Source organism: Sorangium sp. So ce1335, from assembly GCF_051521615.1.
Lineage (GTDB): Bacteria > Myxococcota_A > Polyangia > Polyangiales > Polyangiaceae > Sorangium.
In genome coordinates, this window is sequence record NZ_CP150363.1 from 4,791,460 (window position 1) to 4,808,342 (window position 16,883).

Annotated in this window: 14 protein-coding genes; 4 read left to right on the plus strand and 10 right to left on the minus strand. The window is 72.1% G+C overall.

The window, feature by feature from the left end; genetic code table 11:
• Positions 1-383: 383 nt before the first annotated feature.
• Entirely contained in the window at positions 384-1,211 is an 828-nt protein-coding gene (gene minD, locus WMF24_RS17560; RefSeq protein ID WP_437737569.1) for a septum site-determining protein MinD, read from the plus strand.
• Between the two features lie 10 nt (positions 1,212-1,221).
• Positions 1,222-1,533 (plus strand): cell division topological specificity factor MinE, encoded by a 312-nt coding sequence (minE, locus tag WMF24_RS17565; RefSeq protein WP_437737570.1) that lies wholly within the window; start codon positions 1,222-1,224, stop codon positions 1,531-1,533.
• A 28-nt stretch (positions 1,534-1,561) separates the two neighbouring features.
• On the opposite strand, the gene WMF24_RS17570 is transcribed toward minE, so the two are convergent.
• The 9 genes from WMF24_RS17570 to WMF24_RS17610 all read right to left on the minus strand — a co-directional run bounded on the left by WMF24_RS17570 (position 1,562) and on the right by WMF24_RS17610 (position 13,056).
• Positions 1,562-2,290 carry a hypothetical protein gene (locus tag WMF24_RS17570; RefSeq protein WP_437737571.1) on the minus strand — a complete coding sequence of 243 codons (729 nt, stop codon included), beginning with the start codon at positions 2,288-2,290 and terminating at the stop codon, positions 1,562-1,564.
• 260 nt (positions 2,291-2,550) lie between these two features.
• Positions 2,551-3,933 (minus strand): phosphatidylglycerol lysyltransferase domain-containing protein, encoded by a 1,383-nt coding sequence (locus tag WMF24_RS17575; protein WP_437737572.1) that lies wholly within the window; start codon positions 3,931-3,933, stop codon positions 2,551-2,553.
• A gap of 84 nt (positions 3,934-4,017) precedes the next feature.
• The gene (locus tag WMF24_RS17580) at positions 4,018-4,956 is read right to left on the minus strand and encodes an SWIM zinc finger family protein (protein WP_437737573.1); all 939 of its coding nucleotides are present in this window, start codon (positions 4,954-4,956) and stop codon (positions 4,018-4,020) included.
• On the minus strand, positions 4,953-8,354 hold the full coding sequence (locus WMF24_RS17585) for an SNF2-related protein (RefSeq protein WP_437737574.1): 3,402 nt from the start codon (positions 8,352-8,354) through the stop codon (positions 4,953-4,955). The genes WMF24_RS17580 and WMF24_RS17585 overlap by 4 nt, the downstream gene beginning before the upstream one ends.
• A 351-nt stretch (positions 8,355-8,705) precedes the next feature.
• Positions 8,706-10,298 (minus strand): FAD-binding oxidoreductase, encoded by a 1,593-nt coding sequence (locus WMF24_RS17590; protein WP_437737575.1) that lies wholly within the window; start codon positions 10,296-10,298, stop codon positions 8,706-8,708.
• 62 nt (positions 10,299-10,360) lie between these two features.
• Positions 10,361-11,320, minus strand: coding sequence for a hypothetical protein (locus WMF24_RS17595; RefSeq protein ID WP_437737576.1), 960 nt, complete (start codon positions 11,318-11,320; stop codon positions 10,361-10,363).
• A gap of 75 nt (positions 11,321-11,395) precedes the next feature.
• Complete coding sequence (locus tag WMF24_RS17600; RefSeq protein WP_437737577.1) at positions 11,396-12,226, minus strand: DUF692 domain-containing protein; 831 nt, start codon at positions 12,224-12,226, stop codon at positions 11,396-11,398.
• A gap of 107 nt (positions 12,227-12,333) precedes the next feature.
• On the minus strand, positions 12,334-12,459 hold the full coding sequence (locus tag WMF24_RS17605; RefSeq protein ID WP_437737578.1) for a hypothetical protein: 126 nt from the start codon (positions 12,457-12,459) through the stop codon (positions 12,334-12,336).
• A gap of 405 nt (positions 12,460-12,864) precedes the next feature.
• Positions 12,865-13,056 (minus strand): hypothetical protein, encoded by a 192-nt coding sequence (locus tag WMF24_RS17610; protein ID WP_437737579.1) that lies wholly within the window; start codon positions 13,054-13,056, stop codon positions 12,865-12,867.
• Positions 13,057-13,334: 278 nt separating this feature from the next.
• Between WMF24_RS17610 and WMF24_RS17615 the strand changes: the two genes are divergently transcribed.
• Both WMF24_RS17615 and WMF24_RS17620 read left to right on the plus strand, forming a co-directional pair.
• On the plus strand, positions 13,335-14,297 hold the full coding sequence (locus tag WMF24_RS17615) for an SMP-30/gluconolactonase/LRE family protein (protein WP_437737580.1): 963 nt from the start codon (positions 13,335-13,337) through the stop codon (positions 14,295-14,297).
• A 4-nt stretch (positions 14,298-14,301) separates the two neighbouring features.
• Positions 14,302-15,285, plus strand: a complete 984-nt coding sequence (locus tag WMF24_RS17620) for an asparaginase (protein ID WP_437737581.1) — start codon at positions 14,302-14,304, stop codon at positions 15,283-15,285.
• Here WMF24_RS17620 and WMF24_RS17625 read toward each other — a convergent pair.
• A complete protein-coding gene (locus WMF24_RS17625; protein ID WP_437737582.1) occupies positions 15,253-16,851 on the minus strand; it encodes an amidohydrolase family protein in 1,599 nt (532 codons plus the stop codon). The two genes, WMF24_RS17620 and WMF24_RS17625, sit on opposite strands and share 33 nt — an antisense overlap.
• Between the last annotated feature and the right edge of the window lie 32 nt (positions 16,852-16,883).

A 16,883-nucleotide genomic window follows, 5' to 3' on the forward strand; every position in this document is an offset into this window, starting at 1 on the left:
ATCGATCGGGCCATCGATCCAGCGGCCGGTCTGCCTCTGCCGTGACGGAGATCCGCGGCGGCGCGCGGGGTAGCGCGCGAGGAACCCCGCGGCGGCGCGCGGGAGCCCGGCGGGAGCGGAGCTTTGCCTACATGTAGGGAACTTGGATCCGAAACCTGGTCCGAGGTACGCTGCAAGATTCGCCGCGAAAAAGTTGTTCGTTCGGTTCGTGATGACGTACCCAGTCGAGCGCGTCCCCGGCCTCGATGGAATCCTCGAGGGAGCGGGTGGGCGCCGAGCTCCCATTGCGTCGACGGCGCCGACTGAACGCCGGCAGACGGGCATCCGAGCGGGCTCGGCCGTCGGACAGGCCACGTCTTTCGAACCATTCAAGGAGGTTTCTGGTGTCAAAGGTAGTCGTCGTCACCTCGGGCAAAGGCGGAGTCGGCAAGACAACCACGACCGCAAACCTCGCGTCCGGCATCGCGGCGCTCGGCTACAAGACGATCGCCATCGATTTCGATGTGGGGCTGCGCAACCTCGACCTCGTGATGGGGTGCGAGCGCCGCGTGGTCTACGATCTCGTCAATGCGATCCGCGGCGAGGCGACGGTCCGCCAGGCGGTGATCAAGGACAAGCGGATCGAGACCCTCTATGTGCTCCCCGCGTCGCAGACGCGGGACAAGGACGCGCTCACGATCGACGGCGTGGGCCGCATCCTGGACGAGCTGCGGGGGGCGGGCTTCGATTACATCTTCTGCGACTCGCCGGCGGGCATCGAGTGGGGCGCGCAGATGGCGATGTACTTCGCGGACGAGGCGATCGTCGTGACGAACCCCGAGGTCTCCTCGGTGCGCGACTCGGACCGCGTGCTCGGCCTGCTCGACGCGAAGACGCGCCGGGCGGAGCGCGGCGAGGAGCCGGTGAAGACGCACCTCCTGCTCACGCGGTACGCGCCGGCGCGCGTGGCCAAGGGCGAGATGCTGGCGCACAAGGATGTGCTGGAGCTGCTCGGCATCCCGCTGCTTGGGGTGATCCCGGAGTCGCCGGCGGTGCTCCAGTCGTCGAACGCCGGCACGCCGGTGGTGCTCGATCCGACGAGCGACGCGGCGCAGGCCTACCTCGACGTTGTCCAGCGCTTCCTCGGCGAGGAGCTCCCGCACCGCTTCCTGGAGCCGGCCAAGAAGGGGTTCTTCAGCCGGATTTTTGGCGGTCAGGCCGCGACCGCGTAGGGGGTATGCCATGTCGATCATGGATTATTTCCGTAGGTCGCAGCCGAAGTCGGCGGCCGTGGCGAAGGAGCGACTGCAGATCATCGTGGCGCGCGAGCGCGTGCGCCAGACGGGCGAGCCCGACTACCTGCCTCGCCTCAAGCAGGAGCTGCTCCAGGTGATCTCGAAGTACGAGCGGATCGACCTGGATCAGGTGAGCGTGAACGTCGAGCGGAGCGGCGACTGCGACGTGCTGGAGCTGAACGTCGTCCTGTCCGAGTCGGAGCGGGCGGCGGTGCGCGCCGCGGCGGCCCGGGCGGGCGCGGCGGCGCGCAACTGCTGATCGGGGCGGGCCGCGCGGGGTCGCGCGGCTACTCGGGCCGTCCGGCCACCGAGAAGAGGTAATCCGCGTCGAGGCCCGCGTCCGGGGTGGGGGACTGCGAGAGCTGCTTCCACCCGAACGGCGCCTCGGCGTTGTCGGACCAGTAGTTGCTCTCGGGATACGCGCTGTCGCTGCAGGAGACGACGCACATGGCGTCGTCCGCCTCGTCGCGCATCATCCGCACGCCGAAGTAGCCGTAGGGGTGCTCGGCGTCGAGCAGGAGCGGCGGGTCGATGGGAATGGCGACGTCGTGCGCGGCGGGGTTGGGGAGCTCGGGCACCTGGAAGGTCCGGAGCTCCGCGTCCTCGTCGGGCACCGCGGAGGCGGAGCGGAAGAAGACCACCTCGTGCGGCGCGCCCGAGCACACCCAGTAGCGGAACTCCTCGACGCGCATCGGCTCCGGCGCCTCGATGCGGCCCAGGGCGATCACGTCGATCTCGGTGGGGCCTGGACCGATGGGGACCAGCTCGCGCTGCTGGCCGCGGCAATCCTGCGGCGTCCCGAACGACAGGACGATGGCGTCCGGGTCCGAGCCGCCGGCGCCGCCTTCGCCGCCGGCGCCCGAGCTGGCCGAGCTCGATGTCGTCGCGCCGCCGGCGCCGCCGGTGCCGCCGCCCCCGGAGCCGCCCTCGCCGGCGGAGGAGGCGGGCGGAGCGACGGATACCTCGCCGCAGGCAAGGAGCGCGGAGCTGAGCAGGATCGGGGCCATCGAGCGCATGGGGAGACCTCCTCGAGAGGGAACGGGTTGTCGCGCCGTGGACTGCCACGACGCCGGGACGAGCCTCGCCGACAGCAGGGGAGACATCGTCCGTTTGCCGTCTTCGCCGTGATTATCATGGCGGTGCGGCCGTCCCGGGGCGGCTGGCCGTTTTCTGGCGCGTTGCAGCGGCGAGCGCAGAGCACGCCCGATGCCGTCGTCGTCGCCTCGTCGCGCAGGTCGATCGCGCGGCGCGCGCGCCCTCGGGCTCACGTCACGCGTCACGGCTTGCCCGCCCGCGCGAGCCGCCCGGGCGCGTGCATCCGGGCGCTCCAGAGCAGGATCGCCGCCACCGTGGGCGCCGCGACCGCCACGCCGACGATCGCGAGGTCGAGCGCGCCGCGCGCCCGCGGCAGGTTGAACAGCACGGCCTCGATCAGCGTCAGCGCCGCGTCGCAGGTGACGAGCGCGGCCAGGAGGAGGAGCAGAGACGGCCTCAGCCGCCGGCTCAGCCGCAGCATGGCGAGCGAGAGGCACACGTCGAACGCGACCCAGGCCCATTTGACGGCGGGCGAGGGAAACCACCGCGCCGAGGGCGCGAGCGCGAGCAGCGCGGTCCATGGGATGAGCAGGTAACCGAGCAGCTCGAAGACCACGGCCGGCCCGCGGAGCAGCGTCGCGACACCGAAGCGGAGGAGGCCCCCGCGCGCAAACGCGGCGAGCACGTCGTGGATGGCCATGACGCCGTGGCCGCCGGGCGGGCACGCGAGGTAAATGGGCTCCCAGCGATCGGGCCGCAGCTTCGCCTTGAAGGCGTAGAGCCCTCGGAAATCGTACAGGCGAGCGCCCAGCCGGCGCGCCGCGCGCAGCCCGCCTCCGACCGGACCGGCGAGCGGCGCGAGGCCGAGGGTGACATAGAGGCACCCCTCCGGCGCGGCCGTGCGCATCGCCCGGTCCACGAGCAGCTCCGCGGTGCCGTTCGGCGCGGCCGGGTCGCGCAGCAGGTCCTCGAGGAAGAGGCCGCGCCGCGCATACACGGGCACCGCCGAGAGGAAGCCGACCACGGCGCCTCCCGCCTCGGCCACGAAATAGCGGCGCTCGCCGGCGAACGAGAACAGATCGAGCTGCACGAGGAAGCCCATGAGCGCCATCGGCCGCGTGGAGGCCCAGCGGGCGACGAGGCGCTCCACCCCGCGCCGCAGCGGTCCCGACGCGTCCTCGAGCTCGGCGGGGCTCACCGCGCGCGCGATCACGCCCTTGGCGCGCGCGCGGCGGAGCTGCTCGCGCAGGCTCCGGCTGGACCGCAGGACGCCCGCCCAGCGCGACGGGTCCCACACCGGCTGCTCGCCGATCAGCATCGCAGCCCACGGCACCTGGCTGCAGAACCGCGTCTCCGTGCCGAAGAAGCACGCCCGCCGCCCGCTCGCCGAGGCGGCCTCCACGAACGCTCCCGCGACGTCCGCCAGGCGCTCGGGCGCCGCGAGCGGCGCGCCGGCGGCGACCCACGCGGCGCCGGTGTCCACGTACGCCACGCAAGCGTCGTCGCCGTGGAACCAGTAGCGAAAGTCCGACTCGAGGGTCTGAAACGAGGTCGCGTTCCAGCCATGGCGCCGGAGCAACTCGAGGACGCGCTCGCGGTCGGGGCTCTGCGGGGACGGCGGCACGGTTCGATGGGGTCGCTCGGGCAGGCGGCCAGGGGCGGCTATACGTCGCGCCGCCTGCTCGGACAAGGCCGTGCGCGCTGCCGACTAGCCGCGGCCTGGGCGCTGCGGGGCGCCGGCACCCTCCGCCATCGCGATCTCCCGCGCCCGCTCGGAGGCCGCCCGGATCAGCGGGCCGAGCAGCTCCGCGGGCGATCGCTCCTCGCTCCAGCCCGGCGGCTCGCCGAGCTGCGTCAGGAGCGCCGCGTGGGCCGCGGGCGGCGCCAGCGCCACGTCGAGCGCCGGCGGCGGCTCGCGCCAGGCGTCGAAGTCGCTCGCCGCCATCTTGCCGAGCGTCACGGTCGCGATCGGCGGCGCCTCCTTGTCGCAGGGGGCCGCCTTTCCGGCGCCTGCGCGCCTGGCAGGCCTGCCGGGCGCCGTGCCGCTGCGCGCGGCGCGCAGCGCCTCGATCACCTGCTCCCGGGTGCGCCCGCGGAGCTCGAACAGGAGGAATGGGTCCTTGTCGAGCGCCTCGCCGAGCACGTAATGGGTCGCCGCGACGTGCTTGCACGGGTTCACCCAGTCGGGGCACGAGCACGCCGTCGTGAGGTCCTCGGGCTTCGCCGGGAACAGGCTCGTCCCGGCGCTCCGGAACGCCTCGTCGATGTCCTCGGGCATCCGGCCCGCGAGGAGCTCCGCCGCGAACCTCGCCCGCTTCGCCATCGCGGCGATCGCCTGCGCCCACGTGGCGTCGTCGAGCCGCGCGAGCGTGAGGATCACCTTGTACGGCTTCGGCTGCGAGCCGGTCACGCGCGCGACGACGAGGCCCGGCTTCACCGTGAGGTCGTGCGTCCGCCCGGCGCGCGCGTACGTGCGCCCGCGCGCGAGGCGGCCCGCGTCGTCCGGCGCCATGCGCTCCAGCGCCTCGATCCAGCGCTTGCCCCACCACGTCGTGCCGGCCCGCTTCATCCGGATGCCCCGCGCCGGCGGCGGCGGCTTCGGCCCGGCCTCGCGGCGGAACGGCGCCCAGCGCGCCGGCGAGCTCATGTCCGCGCCTCCCCGCGCGCGCGCCCGGCGCCCCGCCGGCTCCCCGCGTGCCGCGCCTTCCGCCCGCGGTCGGCGTCGCCCCGCGCGCCCTCCGCCGCGCCGCCGTCGCGCGGCTCCCCGCGCTCGCCTTCGCCCTCCGCCGCGCCGCCATCGCGCTCGCCTTCGCCCTCCGGCTCGTCGCGGTCGTCCAGCTCGCCCGCGAGGGCCACGGCGTCCCGCGACAGCGAGAGCAGCTCGCGCAGCGCCGCGTCGTCGAGCTCGGTGATCCACGCCTCGCCCTGGCCGACGACCTGCGCCGCCAGGTCGCGCTTCTGCTCCAGCATCCGGTCGACCTTCTCCTCCACGGTGCCCACGGACACGAGCTTGTGGACCTGCACCGCCCGCCGCTGCCCGATCCGGTGCGCCCTGTCGGTCGCCTGGTCCTCGACAGCGGGGTTCCACCAGCGATCGAAGTGGAACACGTGGCTCGCCGCCGTCAGGTTGAGGCCCGTGCCGCCGGCCTTGACCGAGAGGACGAACACGCGCGGCCCCCGCGGATCGTCCTGGAACCGCCGCACCATCTCGTCGCGCGCGAGCCGCGGCGTGCCGCCGTGGAGGAAGAGGACCTCGGTGTCGAGCGCCGAGGAGAGGTGCCGGACGAGCCGGTCGCCCATCTCACGGAACTGCGTGAACACGAGCGCGCGATCGCCGGCCGCGAGCGCCTCCTCGAGCATCTCGGTGAGGCGCGCGAGCTTGCCCGACCGGCCCGCGAGCGGGCCCGCCTCCCCGAGGCACTGCGCGGGGTGGTTGCAGATCTGCTTGAGCAGCGTCAGCAGCGCGAGGACGAGCCCGCGCCGGGACATGCCCTCGGCCTCCTCGATGCGGCGCATCGCCTCGTCGAGGGCCGCCTTGTAGAGCGTCACCTGCTCGCGCGTGAGCGTGCAGTAGACGCGGGCCTCGTTCTTCGGCGGCAGGTCGCCGGCCACGGCGGGGTCGGTCTTCACGCGCCGCAGCAGGAACGGCCCGACGACGCGCCGGAGCCGCTCGGCCGCCTCGCGGTTGCCGTACCGCTCGATCGGCACGGCGTAGGCGCGCCGGAACGCCTCGAGCGGGCCGAGCAGGCCGGGGTTCGCGAACTCGAGGATCGACCAGAGCTCGGCGAGGCGGTTCTCGACGGGCGTGCCGGTGAGCGCGAAGCGGTGCGGTGCGCGGAGCGCGCGCGCGGCGGCGGCGGTGCGCGACGCGGCGTTCTTCATGTTCTGCGCCTCGTCCAGCACGACAGCCGCCCAGTCCACCTCGGCGAGCATCGCGGCGTCGCGGCGCAGGAGGCCGTACGTGGTGATGACGAGCGCGCCGTGCGCGGCGCGGGCGCCATCCGGGCGGCCTGCGCCGTGCGCGGCGCGGGCGCCATCCGGGCGGCCTGCGCCGTCCGGGCGGCCGTCGTCGTTCGGGCGGCCATTGTCGTCCGGGCGACCATTGTCGTTCGCGGCGCCGCCGTCGTTCGTCGTGCCGTCGCCGTTCGCGGCGCTGCCGTCGTGCATCTCGCCGCCGTCATCGCCCCCGTCGTTCATCGCGTGGTTCACCGCGTCGTCGCCGTTCGCGCCGCCCGCGCGCGCCGCGAGCTCCTCGGCGGAGCGGGCGCGCCCCTCGCCGTGGTGGCGCACGAGGGGCAGGGCAGGGGCGAAGCGCGCCGCTTCCCGCTCCCAGTTGCCCACCACCGACGTCGGCGCGACGAGCAGCGTCGGGCGCGCGTCGCCGGGCTCTGCCGCCCGCCGGCCGACGAGAAAGGCGAGGAGCTGCACGGTCTTGCCGAGGCCCATGTCGTCGGCAAGGCACGCGCCCAGGCCGAGGCCGGCCATCGTCTGCAACCACGCGACGCCGCGCGCCTGGTACGGCCGCAGCGTCCCCGCGAACCCCTCCGGCGGCGCGGCGGCGCGCTCCGCCCCCGATCGCAGCCGCGCGATCGCCTCGGCGAGCGCCCCCTCGGCGACGACGGAGACCGCCACGCCGTCGACGTGGGCCTCGCCCGCGAGCGCGACCTCCAGCGCCTCGCGCGCCGGGACGCGCCCGCCGCCCGCCTCCAGGCGCCGCTGGATCTCGGCGAGCTCCTCGGGGACCACGACGATCCACGCCCCGCGGTGCCGGACGAGCGGCGACTTCTGCCGCGCGAGCGCGGCGAGCTCGCGCGCCGAGAGCGCCTCGTCGCCGAGCGCGGCCTCCCACCTGAAGTCGAGCGCCTCGTCGAGGCCGAGCCCGGCGCTGCCCGCGACGACGCCCGCGGTGCGGCTCGTCGCGCCGACGCGCATGCGGAGGCGAAGCCGGCGCTGCCCCGAGGCGAGGAGCTCGCCCGGAACGATCACGCCGAAGCCGGCCTCGCCAAGCGCCGGGGCGGCCTTCGCGAGGAACACCCACGCCTCCGCGGGATCGAGGGCCACGCGCTCGGGCCTCGCCTCGCCGAGGGCGCGCCCGATCGGCGAGAACAGCCGCGCCGCGGCGCCGAGCGCGCCGAGGAGCGCCTCCTGCGGGTCGGAGAACGCGCGCCCGAGCGCCTTCAGCGTGCGCCCCCGGGCCTTCCACACGTCGGCGGCGGGCACGATCAGGCTCGGATCGTCGGTCGCCTGCAGCAGGAAGCCGAGCGCGAAGCCGCGGTCGCCCTCCGGCAGCTCCAGCCGGAAGCAGGCCCGCAGCGCGTCGCAGGCGCCGAGCGCCGGCCGGACCCAGGCGTCCAGGTCGGCCACGAGCGCGCGCTCGGCGAGCCCCTCCGTGGCGAAGGCGCGCCGTTCGCCCGTCAGGGCGAGCACAAGCCGGTGCTCCCACGGCGCGTGCGCCGGCCGCGACGGCGGCTTCGGGTGGTTCGTCGCGCTGCCGCGCGCGAGCGCGTCGGCCACGGCGTCCAGGAAGGCGCGCAGCAGGGCCTCGGCGGACCAGACCTCCGGGGCGGAGGGCGGGCGGCGCCGGCGCCCGGTCCTCGCGGCGGCCGGCTCGGTGTGGGCGGCCGCGGGTACCGCGTGCGCGGCAGCGGGCATCGCGCGGGCGAGCGCCGCGACGCGCGCGGCGTCCTCGGTGGCGGCGAGCGACACAGCCCAGCGCGCTTCCGCGCCGCCTCCGTCGCCGGGCGTGACCCGGGGCACGACCCGCTCGCGCACGACGAGGTCGAGCGCCAGCTTGCTCGCCAGGCTCCACGCCGCCACCGACGGCGGCGCTCGACCGACATCGTCCTGGGCCATGCTGGCGAGCGCGGCGACGCCGTCGAGCAGCGGGGCGGCCTCTCCCGCCTTCCGCTCGACCCTGCCCGCCTCGGTCACCACGGGCGCCTCCGCCGGGGTGGTCTCGCCGAGCGACCGGGCCGCGAGCCGGTCAGCGCCGGTGTCGCCCCAGAAGAAGAACCGGAGATCGTCGGGCAGAAAGACGAGCGGCATCGGCGCATCCATTCATGGCACAACCGACGGAGGGGAAAAGGGGCTTCGCTCGTCGTGATGTAGAAAATAACGATGGGCCGGACAGGAGCGCACCCGCTCGCGCAACGCGCTGTGGCCCTTTACGAATCCAACCGTCGATTTGCCGGTCAATTTGGGAAACCCTGGTGTGTGACGGACTCGGAGCCAGGCCTCGGAAAATCAGCGTTGCTCAACGCAATGCGTGGAGCGTGCGTGGTTGCTCTGACGGCAGTCCTCCGCCGTGGCGCTGGCCCCTCACGGCTCGGGCCGGTCGTCTCCGGCCGGAGCGACGCCCTCGGGGAGCGAGGGGGGCGGGGGCTGGGCCGCCCAGGATCACCGCGTCCCTGCGCGCTGCCTCCGCGACGCCGCGGGCCAGATGCCCTGCTTGCCCGGCGACAGGATGCCGTTCGGGTCGAGCGCATCCTTCAGCGTCTCGTTCAAGCGGCGGAGCGCGTGCTTGTTGAAGCTGTACTGATCGCCGATCAGGTCCATGAAGGCCAGGTGCGCCCGGTACTCGCCGATCCCCTGCTCCCCGAGCTCCCTGATCAAGGTGTCGAGCAGCGCCGCTGCGTGGCTCGTCTGCTCCGCGTCGTGCTTCTCGTAGAGGATCGGGAAGACGTGGGTCAGGTGGCGCTCGCTGGCGGTGAAGCCGGCCAGATAGTCGATCCCATGCTCGCGGGCCCGCGCCTTGACGAGCTCGTAGACCCTCATCGCCTCGCGACCGCTGGGCGCCACGATGGGCGAAAAGTCGAGGTGCCCACAGTCGTCGCCGCGGAACTTGAGCGCACTCAACGCGAAGAATCCCGGGACGCCCGCCAGGCGGCGGGACGGCCCCTCGACCTCGCAGGCATGGAGGCCGTCCGGGCCCGAGGCGAGGTGCTTGTCGCCCGTGATCTCGGCGCCGGGGATGCTCGAAAAGGCTCGCTGGACGATCCTGAACCGAGCATCCAGCAGCTCCTCGTCGCCGTAGAGGCCGAAGCGCAGCATCCACCACCACCCGATCCCCAGATCCCGGCGCATCTTCTCGATCACCTCGTCGGGCATGGCGTCGGGGCCGTCGTACCAGCGCGAGCGCGGGTGCCGGTGCGCCACCTCGCGCACGACGTTGCCGATCTGCGCATTGCTCTGGATGATCTCCCGGCGGCGCAGCGAGGCGAGCACGTCGATGGCCGCCTCCAGGTCGGACTCCCTCTGAAAGCGCGCCACGCATGACATCAGCCCGGCCGGTTGAGGCATCAACCAGAGCCCCATCTTGGTCACGATCCCGAAGTTGGACTGCAGAAAGAGCCCGTCCAGCGACGGGCCATACCCGCCCTTGTACATCTGCCAGGTGTTGGCGCCGGGCAGCGCGCCCATGCCGGTGCGCACGACGTCGCCGGTCGCCAGGACCACCTCCAGCCCGCAGATCTGGGCGGCGTGGTCCCCGTAAGGGGTGTAGCCGATGCCCCGCTCCAGGGCATTGCCGAGGACGCTGCCCCAACCCAGCGATGGCGCGGACATCCACAGCTTCAGCCGATGCTCGCGGAGATACCCGTAGAGGTCCACGAACCTCACCCCGGGCTCGACCAGCGCGTACCCGTGCTCCTCGTCGACCTCCAGGATCCGGTTCATCCGCTGCATGTCCAGCACGATGGCCCCGTTCACCCGCGGCGCCGCGCCCCCGTACCCGAGGTTCCGCCCGGTGGACACGGTCCAGAGCGGAATGCCGTGCTGATTGGCGACGGCCAGGACAGCCTGCACCTCCTCCACCGACCTCGGCAGCACCGCTCCTGAGCACCGGAAGTCCGCGGCGCCGGCGGACGCATAGGGGTCCTCGTACGCCGAGAGATCCGAGCCCGGGCCGAGGACGGCGTCATCGCCCAGCACCGCCGCGAGGTGCTCGTAGGCCGAGCGGATCCGGACGGAGGACGGAGATGCCCCGCTCACCGGGTCCCTCGAGGGAGGGGAGACCGGCGCAGGTGAGTCATCGGAACGTCGCACGGCCGCCCTCATGACGCGCTCCGCGGCCCGGCGCCGTCGTCCCCGCCGCGCGCGCTCGGCCCGACGCTCTGCTCGATCGTCACGAGGTTCAGCGCGTAGAGCTTCTGCAGCATGCGACAGCAATTTCGCTCGGCGGCGTCACGCGCTGCGCGATCGGCCGCTGGTCCGAGGATCTCCCCGAGGATCTCCCGGGTAGGCTTCCGGCCGTCAGCGTGGCTGAGAAACGAGCTCATCATCCGCCCCACGCGGGCCTTCTGGACGCGATCGCTCACCGCGATCCTGCCGAACAGGAGCAGCGTCGGCGCGGGCTCCGGCTCGGGCGGCGCCTGGCCGTCGGTGAGCGCCTGGACGTACGACAGGACGTCGCACGAGAACTCGTGCAGCGCGACGTGCCGGCCCGCGCGCACGGCGCCGTCGAGCAGCTCCTCCTCGGTGACGCTCGGCCTCGACGCGTTCCGCAGCTTGAAATCCTCCGCGCTCTCGACGCACCCGGCGTCGGACCACAAGATGAACTCCGCGCGCTCGCAGCGCACCACGTCGAGGAGGCAAGGGATGTCGAGCTCCCCCTGGGCGACGTGCCGCTCGACGAGCTCGGCGACCCAGAGGGCGTCGCGAAACGAGCGGATCAGGGTTTCGGACTTGATGGGGAGGTAGGTGGCGGTGAGGCTCCGCTCCACCTTCGACAACGCCCGGTGCCGCCGCAGCAGCGCGAACGTGGCGGGGAAGTACGTCCCGACGAGGTAGAAGCGCTTGACGGCCATCGAGGCCGAGAGCCAGCGCAGCCGCTTCTCGTCGAAGGACTGGAGCGCGTACATCTGCGCGGCGCTCAGCGCGTTCTCTTCAGCGAAGCGCGCCGGATCGTCGTGGAGACACACGAGCGCCCGAGGATCGGTGAGCACCCGCGCGAACGCCGTCTGAAACGCTGACGTATCCGTGCCCGTCGTCGGACGCCCCGCGATGCGATCCATGGTTTGCCCCTCCACTGCCGCTGCACGATCCATGACACGTTTCATCGTCCACCCTGTGGCTGCGCGAGCGATGCCTTACGCCCAGACAGCGCTCGCGTGCTCGACCTCTGCCAGCATCTCTCCGAAGTCGTCCGGCAGGTTCGCGTCCCGCTCGATGAGGACGCTGCGCACGGGCGCTCGCCGACAGAGATGGTTGAGGAGGTCCCAGACCTCGGGATGTGTGTCGACCGGCTGGCTGTGCGTGTCGATCCACACCTCGTCTTCGTAGAGCCCGCCGGCCAGGTGGACTTGCACGACGCGCTCGAGCGGGATGTTGTCGATGAACTCATACGGATCGTAGTGGAGGTTCTGGGAGTTGATGTACAGGTTCGTGAGATCGAGCAAGATGCCGCAGTCAGCGTCGTTCACGACCTTGCTCAAGAACTCCGCCTCTGTCATGGTGCCCCCGGGGATGGCCATGTAATAGGTGATGTTCTCGAGGAGCAGCGGCATCTCCAGCATGTCCTGGAACTGCCGGGCTTTGGCCGCGCAGCGCGTCGCGGCGGCTTCGGTGAACGCGATCGGAGTGAGCTGGCCGAGCTCGATCTGGGAGATCTGCGTGAAGCAGAGGTGATCGCTGTACCAGGGGGCGCGGACCGCCTTCGCGACGCGCGCGACATCACGGCAGTATTTCATGTCGAGCGGCGCGTCGGTGCCTATGGATAGCTCGAGACCATGGGGCGTTATGGGCAGACGCTCGCTCAGCTCGACGGCGCGCGCGAGCCGCCCCTCCGTCCGGGAAATGTAATGATCCGCGCAGATCTCGATGCAGCCGATACGTTCGCGGTGCTGTTCGATGGCGCGGGCGAACGAGGGCCGGTGGGCGATTCCAACGCCGATGCGCGGCAGATCAAATCTCGGCTTCACACACATGAGCAGCTCCCTGGGCGTGGGTAAGAGGAGCGCCCAGGCAGCGCAGAGGGTGCTGCCTGGGCGCCGGCGGCAGGGGGGCGCGCGCCCCCCTGCCGGTCATGTTACTCGTCCTTCACGTAGCCGCAGCCGCAGCCGCAGCAGTGTTTCGAGACTTCCCTCACCTCCAGTTCGGTGTGCTCCTCGGGGGTGATCATCTCGACATCGAATCCGCTCTGGTCAGTGCTCATCTGTTTCTCCTCTTTCCTCCGAGGCAGGTTGGTCTGCCTCGGTCAGGGACAGGTCGGCAGGCGCCTCGTGCGGAGTGAGTTCCGCCGCTTCGGCCCCACCGCCTCTCCGTTCGCCCAGGGGTGTAATCAAGCGCCGTGCCGCTCCAGCGATCGGCGACTCAGGCGACCGAGCAGAGCCGCGAAGGTGCCGCTCTGCTCGGTGGCTCACGCAGGGCGGCGGTGGCGCTGAATCGGCCGGAAACGGCCTGGATCGCTGAGCTTACCGGTCGACGTCGCATGAGCGGTACGGGGCGGAGGGGACGGGCGCCGCAGTGACCCGTTCGCTCGCCGGGCCCCGCGGAGGAGAGCAAAGGTTTGCTCAACAAGGCAGAGTCCCGATCGAGGAACGCAAAGCCTTGCTTGGTACTACAGCCGCACCTCGACATGGATCAGGTTGGACCCAGGATCCGCTCTGGCGGCGCCGCCCGCGCGGAGCGCCTGCGCCGTCTCGCCCAGGTGGATGAACGATCCGTGGACGAACGGGAGGACGTCACCATCCGTCGTGGGTCCCGCCTGCGGCGGCGCCCTGAGGGCGCGCCCCGCCGAGGCTGGAAGCATGCGTGGAGAACGAGAGCGCCGATCGCCTCCGTCAGAACGGACGGACGCTGCGTGTAGCACGACGGCGTGAGTGTCGGATTCCGCCATGGTTGGTACTTTGTGGTGTTACCGAAATTTTTGCCCGCCGCGCTGGCGCGGACCTCGTCGTGCGCAGGGGCAGTTCGGGTCGGGCCGGTCCCGGACGTATCGGCGGCTCCCGATATCGCCGCCTCGAGGGGGGTGTTAGGCTCGCCCGCGTCGAGCGGGCGCGGCGCGGTGCCGGGCCGGGAGGTCATTCGATGTCATCCGTCAGGGGGTTCACCCTCGATCTGTCGCGAATCGACGTTGTGGGGCAGGGGCTCGTCCGGCCCGAGTGCGTGATCGCCGAGCCCGACGGCACGCTCTGGGCCTCGGACGCCCGCGGCATCGCGACGCGCATCGATCCCGACGGGCGGCAGGCGACGCTCGGCCCCGAGGTGGGCGAGCCGAACGGCATGGCGATGGATCGCCAGGGCAACCTCATCGTCGCCGCCCTCTCCGGCGGCAAGGTCCACAAGCTCCACCGCGACGGCCGGTCCGAGGTCCTCCTCGACTCCATCGACGGCAAGCCGCTCGGCGCCGTGAACTTCTGCTTCGTCGACTCGCGGGATCGCCTCTGGATCTCCGTCCTGACCCGGCAGCTCCCGTGGTGGAACGCGGTCGTGGGCAACGTGCGCGACGGGTACATCGTGCTCGTCGACGAGAAGGGCCCCCGCATCGTGGCCGACAACATCAGCTTGACGAACGAGGTGCGCCTCGACGCCGACGAGCGGTTCCTTTACGCGGTCGAGACCGTCCCCGGCCGCCTCATCCGCTTCCCCGTGCGCGACGACGGCAGCCTCGGCGAGCGCGAGCAGTTCGGGCCGGACAGCCTCGGTATCGGCGGGCTCATGGATGGATTCGCCTTCGACGCCGAGGGCAACATCTGGGTGGCGGCCGTCTGCCGCAACGGGCTCGTCGTGATCTTCCCCGACGGCAGCCATCAGACCGTCTTCGAGGACCCGCGCCCCGCGACCCTCGAGGCGATGACCGTGAAGCTGAGGAACGGGACGCTCGAGCCGGCCGATCTCGGCGCCTGCGCGGGGAACACCGTGCAGCTCCCGACGAGCATCGCGTTCGGCGGCCCGGATCTCCGCACCTGTATCATGGGGTCTCTGGCGATGCCGCACCTCCTCTCGTTCCGCGCGCCCGTCGCGGGGCTCCCGCTCGCGCACATGCGGTGATCCCATGCCCCGCGTTCACCTCGTCACGACCGGCGGCACCATCGCGAGCCGCGTCGACCCGAAGACCGGGGCCGCCGTGCCCGCCGTCCGCGCGGAGGAGCTCGTCGCGGACGTCCCCGCGCTCGGCCGCATCGCCGATATCGCGGTCACCGAGTTCTGCCTGGAGAGCAGCTGGAACCTCGGCCCGGACAGGGTCGCGGCGCTCGCGCGCGTCGTGCGCGGGCTGACGGCCGATCCCGCGCTGACCGGCGTCATCGTCACCCACGGCACCGACACCCTCGAGGAGACGGCGTTCGCGCTGGACCTGCTGCTCGACGGGGACACCCCGGTGGTGCTCACCGGCGCGATGCGCGACGCGAGCACGGCGGGCACCGACGGCCCGCGCAACCTCGTGTCCGCGGCGCGGATCGCCGTCGATCCGGCGGCGCGCGGGCTCGGCGTGCTCGTCGCGCTGAACGACGAGATCCACGCCGCCCGGTGCGTGATGAAGACGCACACGACGGCGATGGGCACGTTCGCCTCGCCGGGCGCGGGGCCGCTCGGCTCGGTCGACGGCGAGGGCGTGCGCGTCCACGCGCGCCCCGCGAGGACACCGACCTTGCCGCTCGTCGACCCCGAGCCGCGCGTCTACCTCGTCAAGATGGCGGCCGGGATGGACGACCTCCTCCTCCGCGCGCTCCTCGACGCGAAGGTGCGCGGCGTGGTGATCGAGGGCTCGGGCGCCGGCAACGTCAGCGGGAGCTGGGAGGGCGTGATCCGGGAGCTCGTGGCGGCCGGCACGCCGGTCGTGCTGAGCTCGCGCTGCCCCGGCGGCCGGGTCACGCCGACGTACGGCGCGCCCGGCGGCGGGCGGCGGCTGCGGGATCTCGGGGTGATCTCCGCGGGCGCGCTCTCGGGGCCCAAGGCGCGGCTCGCGCTGATGTTCGCGCTGGGCGCCGGGCTCGACGCGGCGGCGCTACGCGCGTATCTCGCGCGGCTTGGCGGGTGACCCGTCGCCCTTCTGCGGCTGCGGGGCGCGCCGATCGTCGCCCTGCGCCGTCGCCTGCCGCTTCAGCTTCTCCTCGACGCGCGTGCCCTTGAAGAAGCTCGCGTTGGCCTCGGTGTAGAGCCTGTACGGGTTCTCGAACACGTAGGCCTTGAAGTCCTCGGCGCTGAGAACGCCCTCCTCGACGAGGTTCCAGCTCTCCGCCAGCGCCTCGGTGAGGTCGGGGACGTCCCAGTGGCCGACATCGGAGGAGTAGATGGCGTTGATCTTCGCGCCGAGGGGGTTCGCCTTCGTGTTGAACGCGGAGGCGATGGTGCGGTCGTCGGACTCGGACCCGAAGAAGAAGTTGTTCACCCAGCGGTCGCGGATGTCCTCGATCTTCTCGATGCCCGCCGCCGCGAAATCGTTGCGGTATTCCGGCGCCGGCTGGCGCGCGTCGCTCGTGTAGCTCGCGCCGAGCGTGTCCGCGATGAGCTGCTCGCCCTCGATCGAGCGGCCCTTCACGAGATCCCCGCCGTGGCGCCGGAACAGCTCGGTGAGCAGCGCGCGGTCGGTCGCCGCGGGATCATAGTGCTTCAGGCCCTCGGGGCCGCGCTTCTGGAACCTGTCGACGAGGTGGATGTACACCCGCGCGCCCCAGTCCGCCCCGCCCTCGAGCATGCCGATGCGCAGCCCTGGGAAGCGGCGCGTGACGCCCCCGAAGAACAGCGCCTTGGCGAACGCCTCCGAGCCGTCGGCGAAATGGCCGATGTGGTTGTTCATGTAGTTGCTGATCGACGAGCGCCCCGTCCAGCCCTGGCTCCCGTAATGGGTGAGCACCGGCACGCCGAGCTCGACCACCTTCGCCCAGAAAGGATCGTAGTCGTGCTCGCTGTCGATGCCGTAGAAGTCGATGTACGTCGCGTACCTGGCGATCTCCGGGTGCTGGTCCGCGGGGTACTTCTCCGCGATCGCCTTGATCGGGCGGCGCACGCCGCCGGCGATGTTGATCGCCTTGAGCCCGAGCTTCTTGACGGCGAACTCGAGCTCCTCGATGCCCTCCTGCGGCGTGTTCAGCGGGATGCCGGCGACGGGGGTGAGGCGGTCGCTGTACTTGCGGAACAGGTCCGCGTGGTAGTGGTTGATCGCGCGCTGGAGCGCCTGCCGCTGGCCCGGGTCCTTCACGGCGAGCGGCGCGAGGGTGTTGTTCGGGAACAGCACCGAGTAATCGGACCCCTGCTCCTCCAGGCGCTCGGCGAGCAGCGCGGGGATGTGGTACGTCGCGACGTCGAGCGTGTTGCGCGTCACCCGCGCCCACCACGGCGACCTGACCGTGCGGTGGTGCTGCCGCTCCTCCGGCGTCTGCGTGTACCAGTCCTTGCCGCTGCTGTTCTCGGCGTTGCGGCGCCGGGAGCTGAGCGCCTTGCGCAGATCGTCGACGAGCTTGGCGCCGCCGTACGTGGCGACGAAGTCCTCGAGGGCCGGCGTGTAATCGTTGGTGTGGATGTCCGTGTCGATGACGGGGTAATCGAGCTTTTCCTTGACCGCCACGGAGGGCGAGGCCTTGAGACGAGCGATACGGTCGGACATGCAAGACTCCGGAAAGGGTAGGGGCGCGCCGA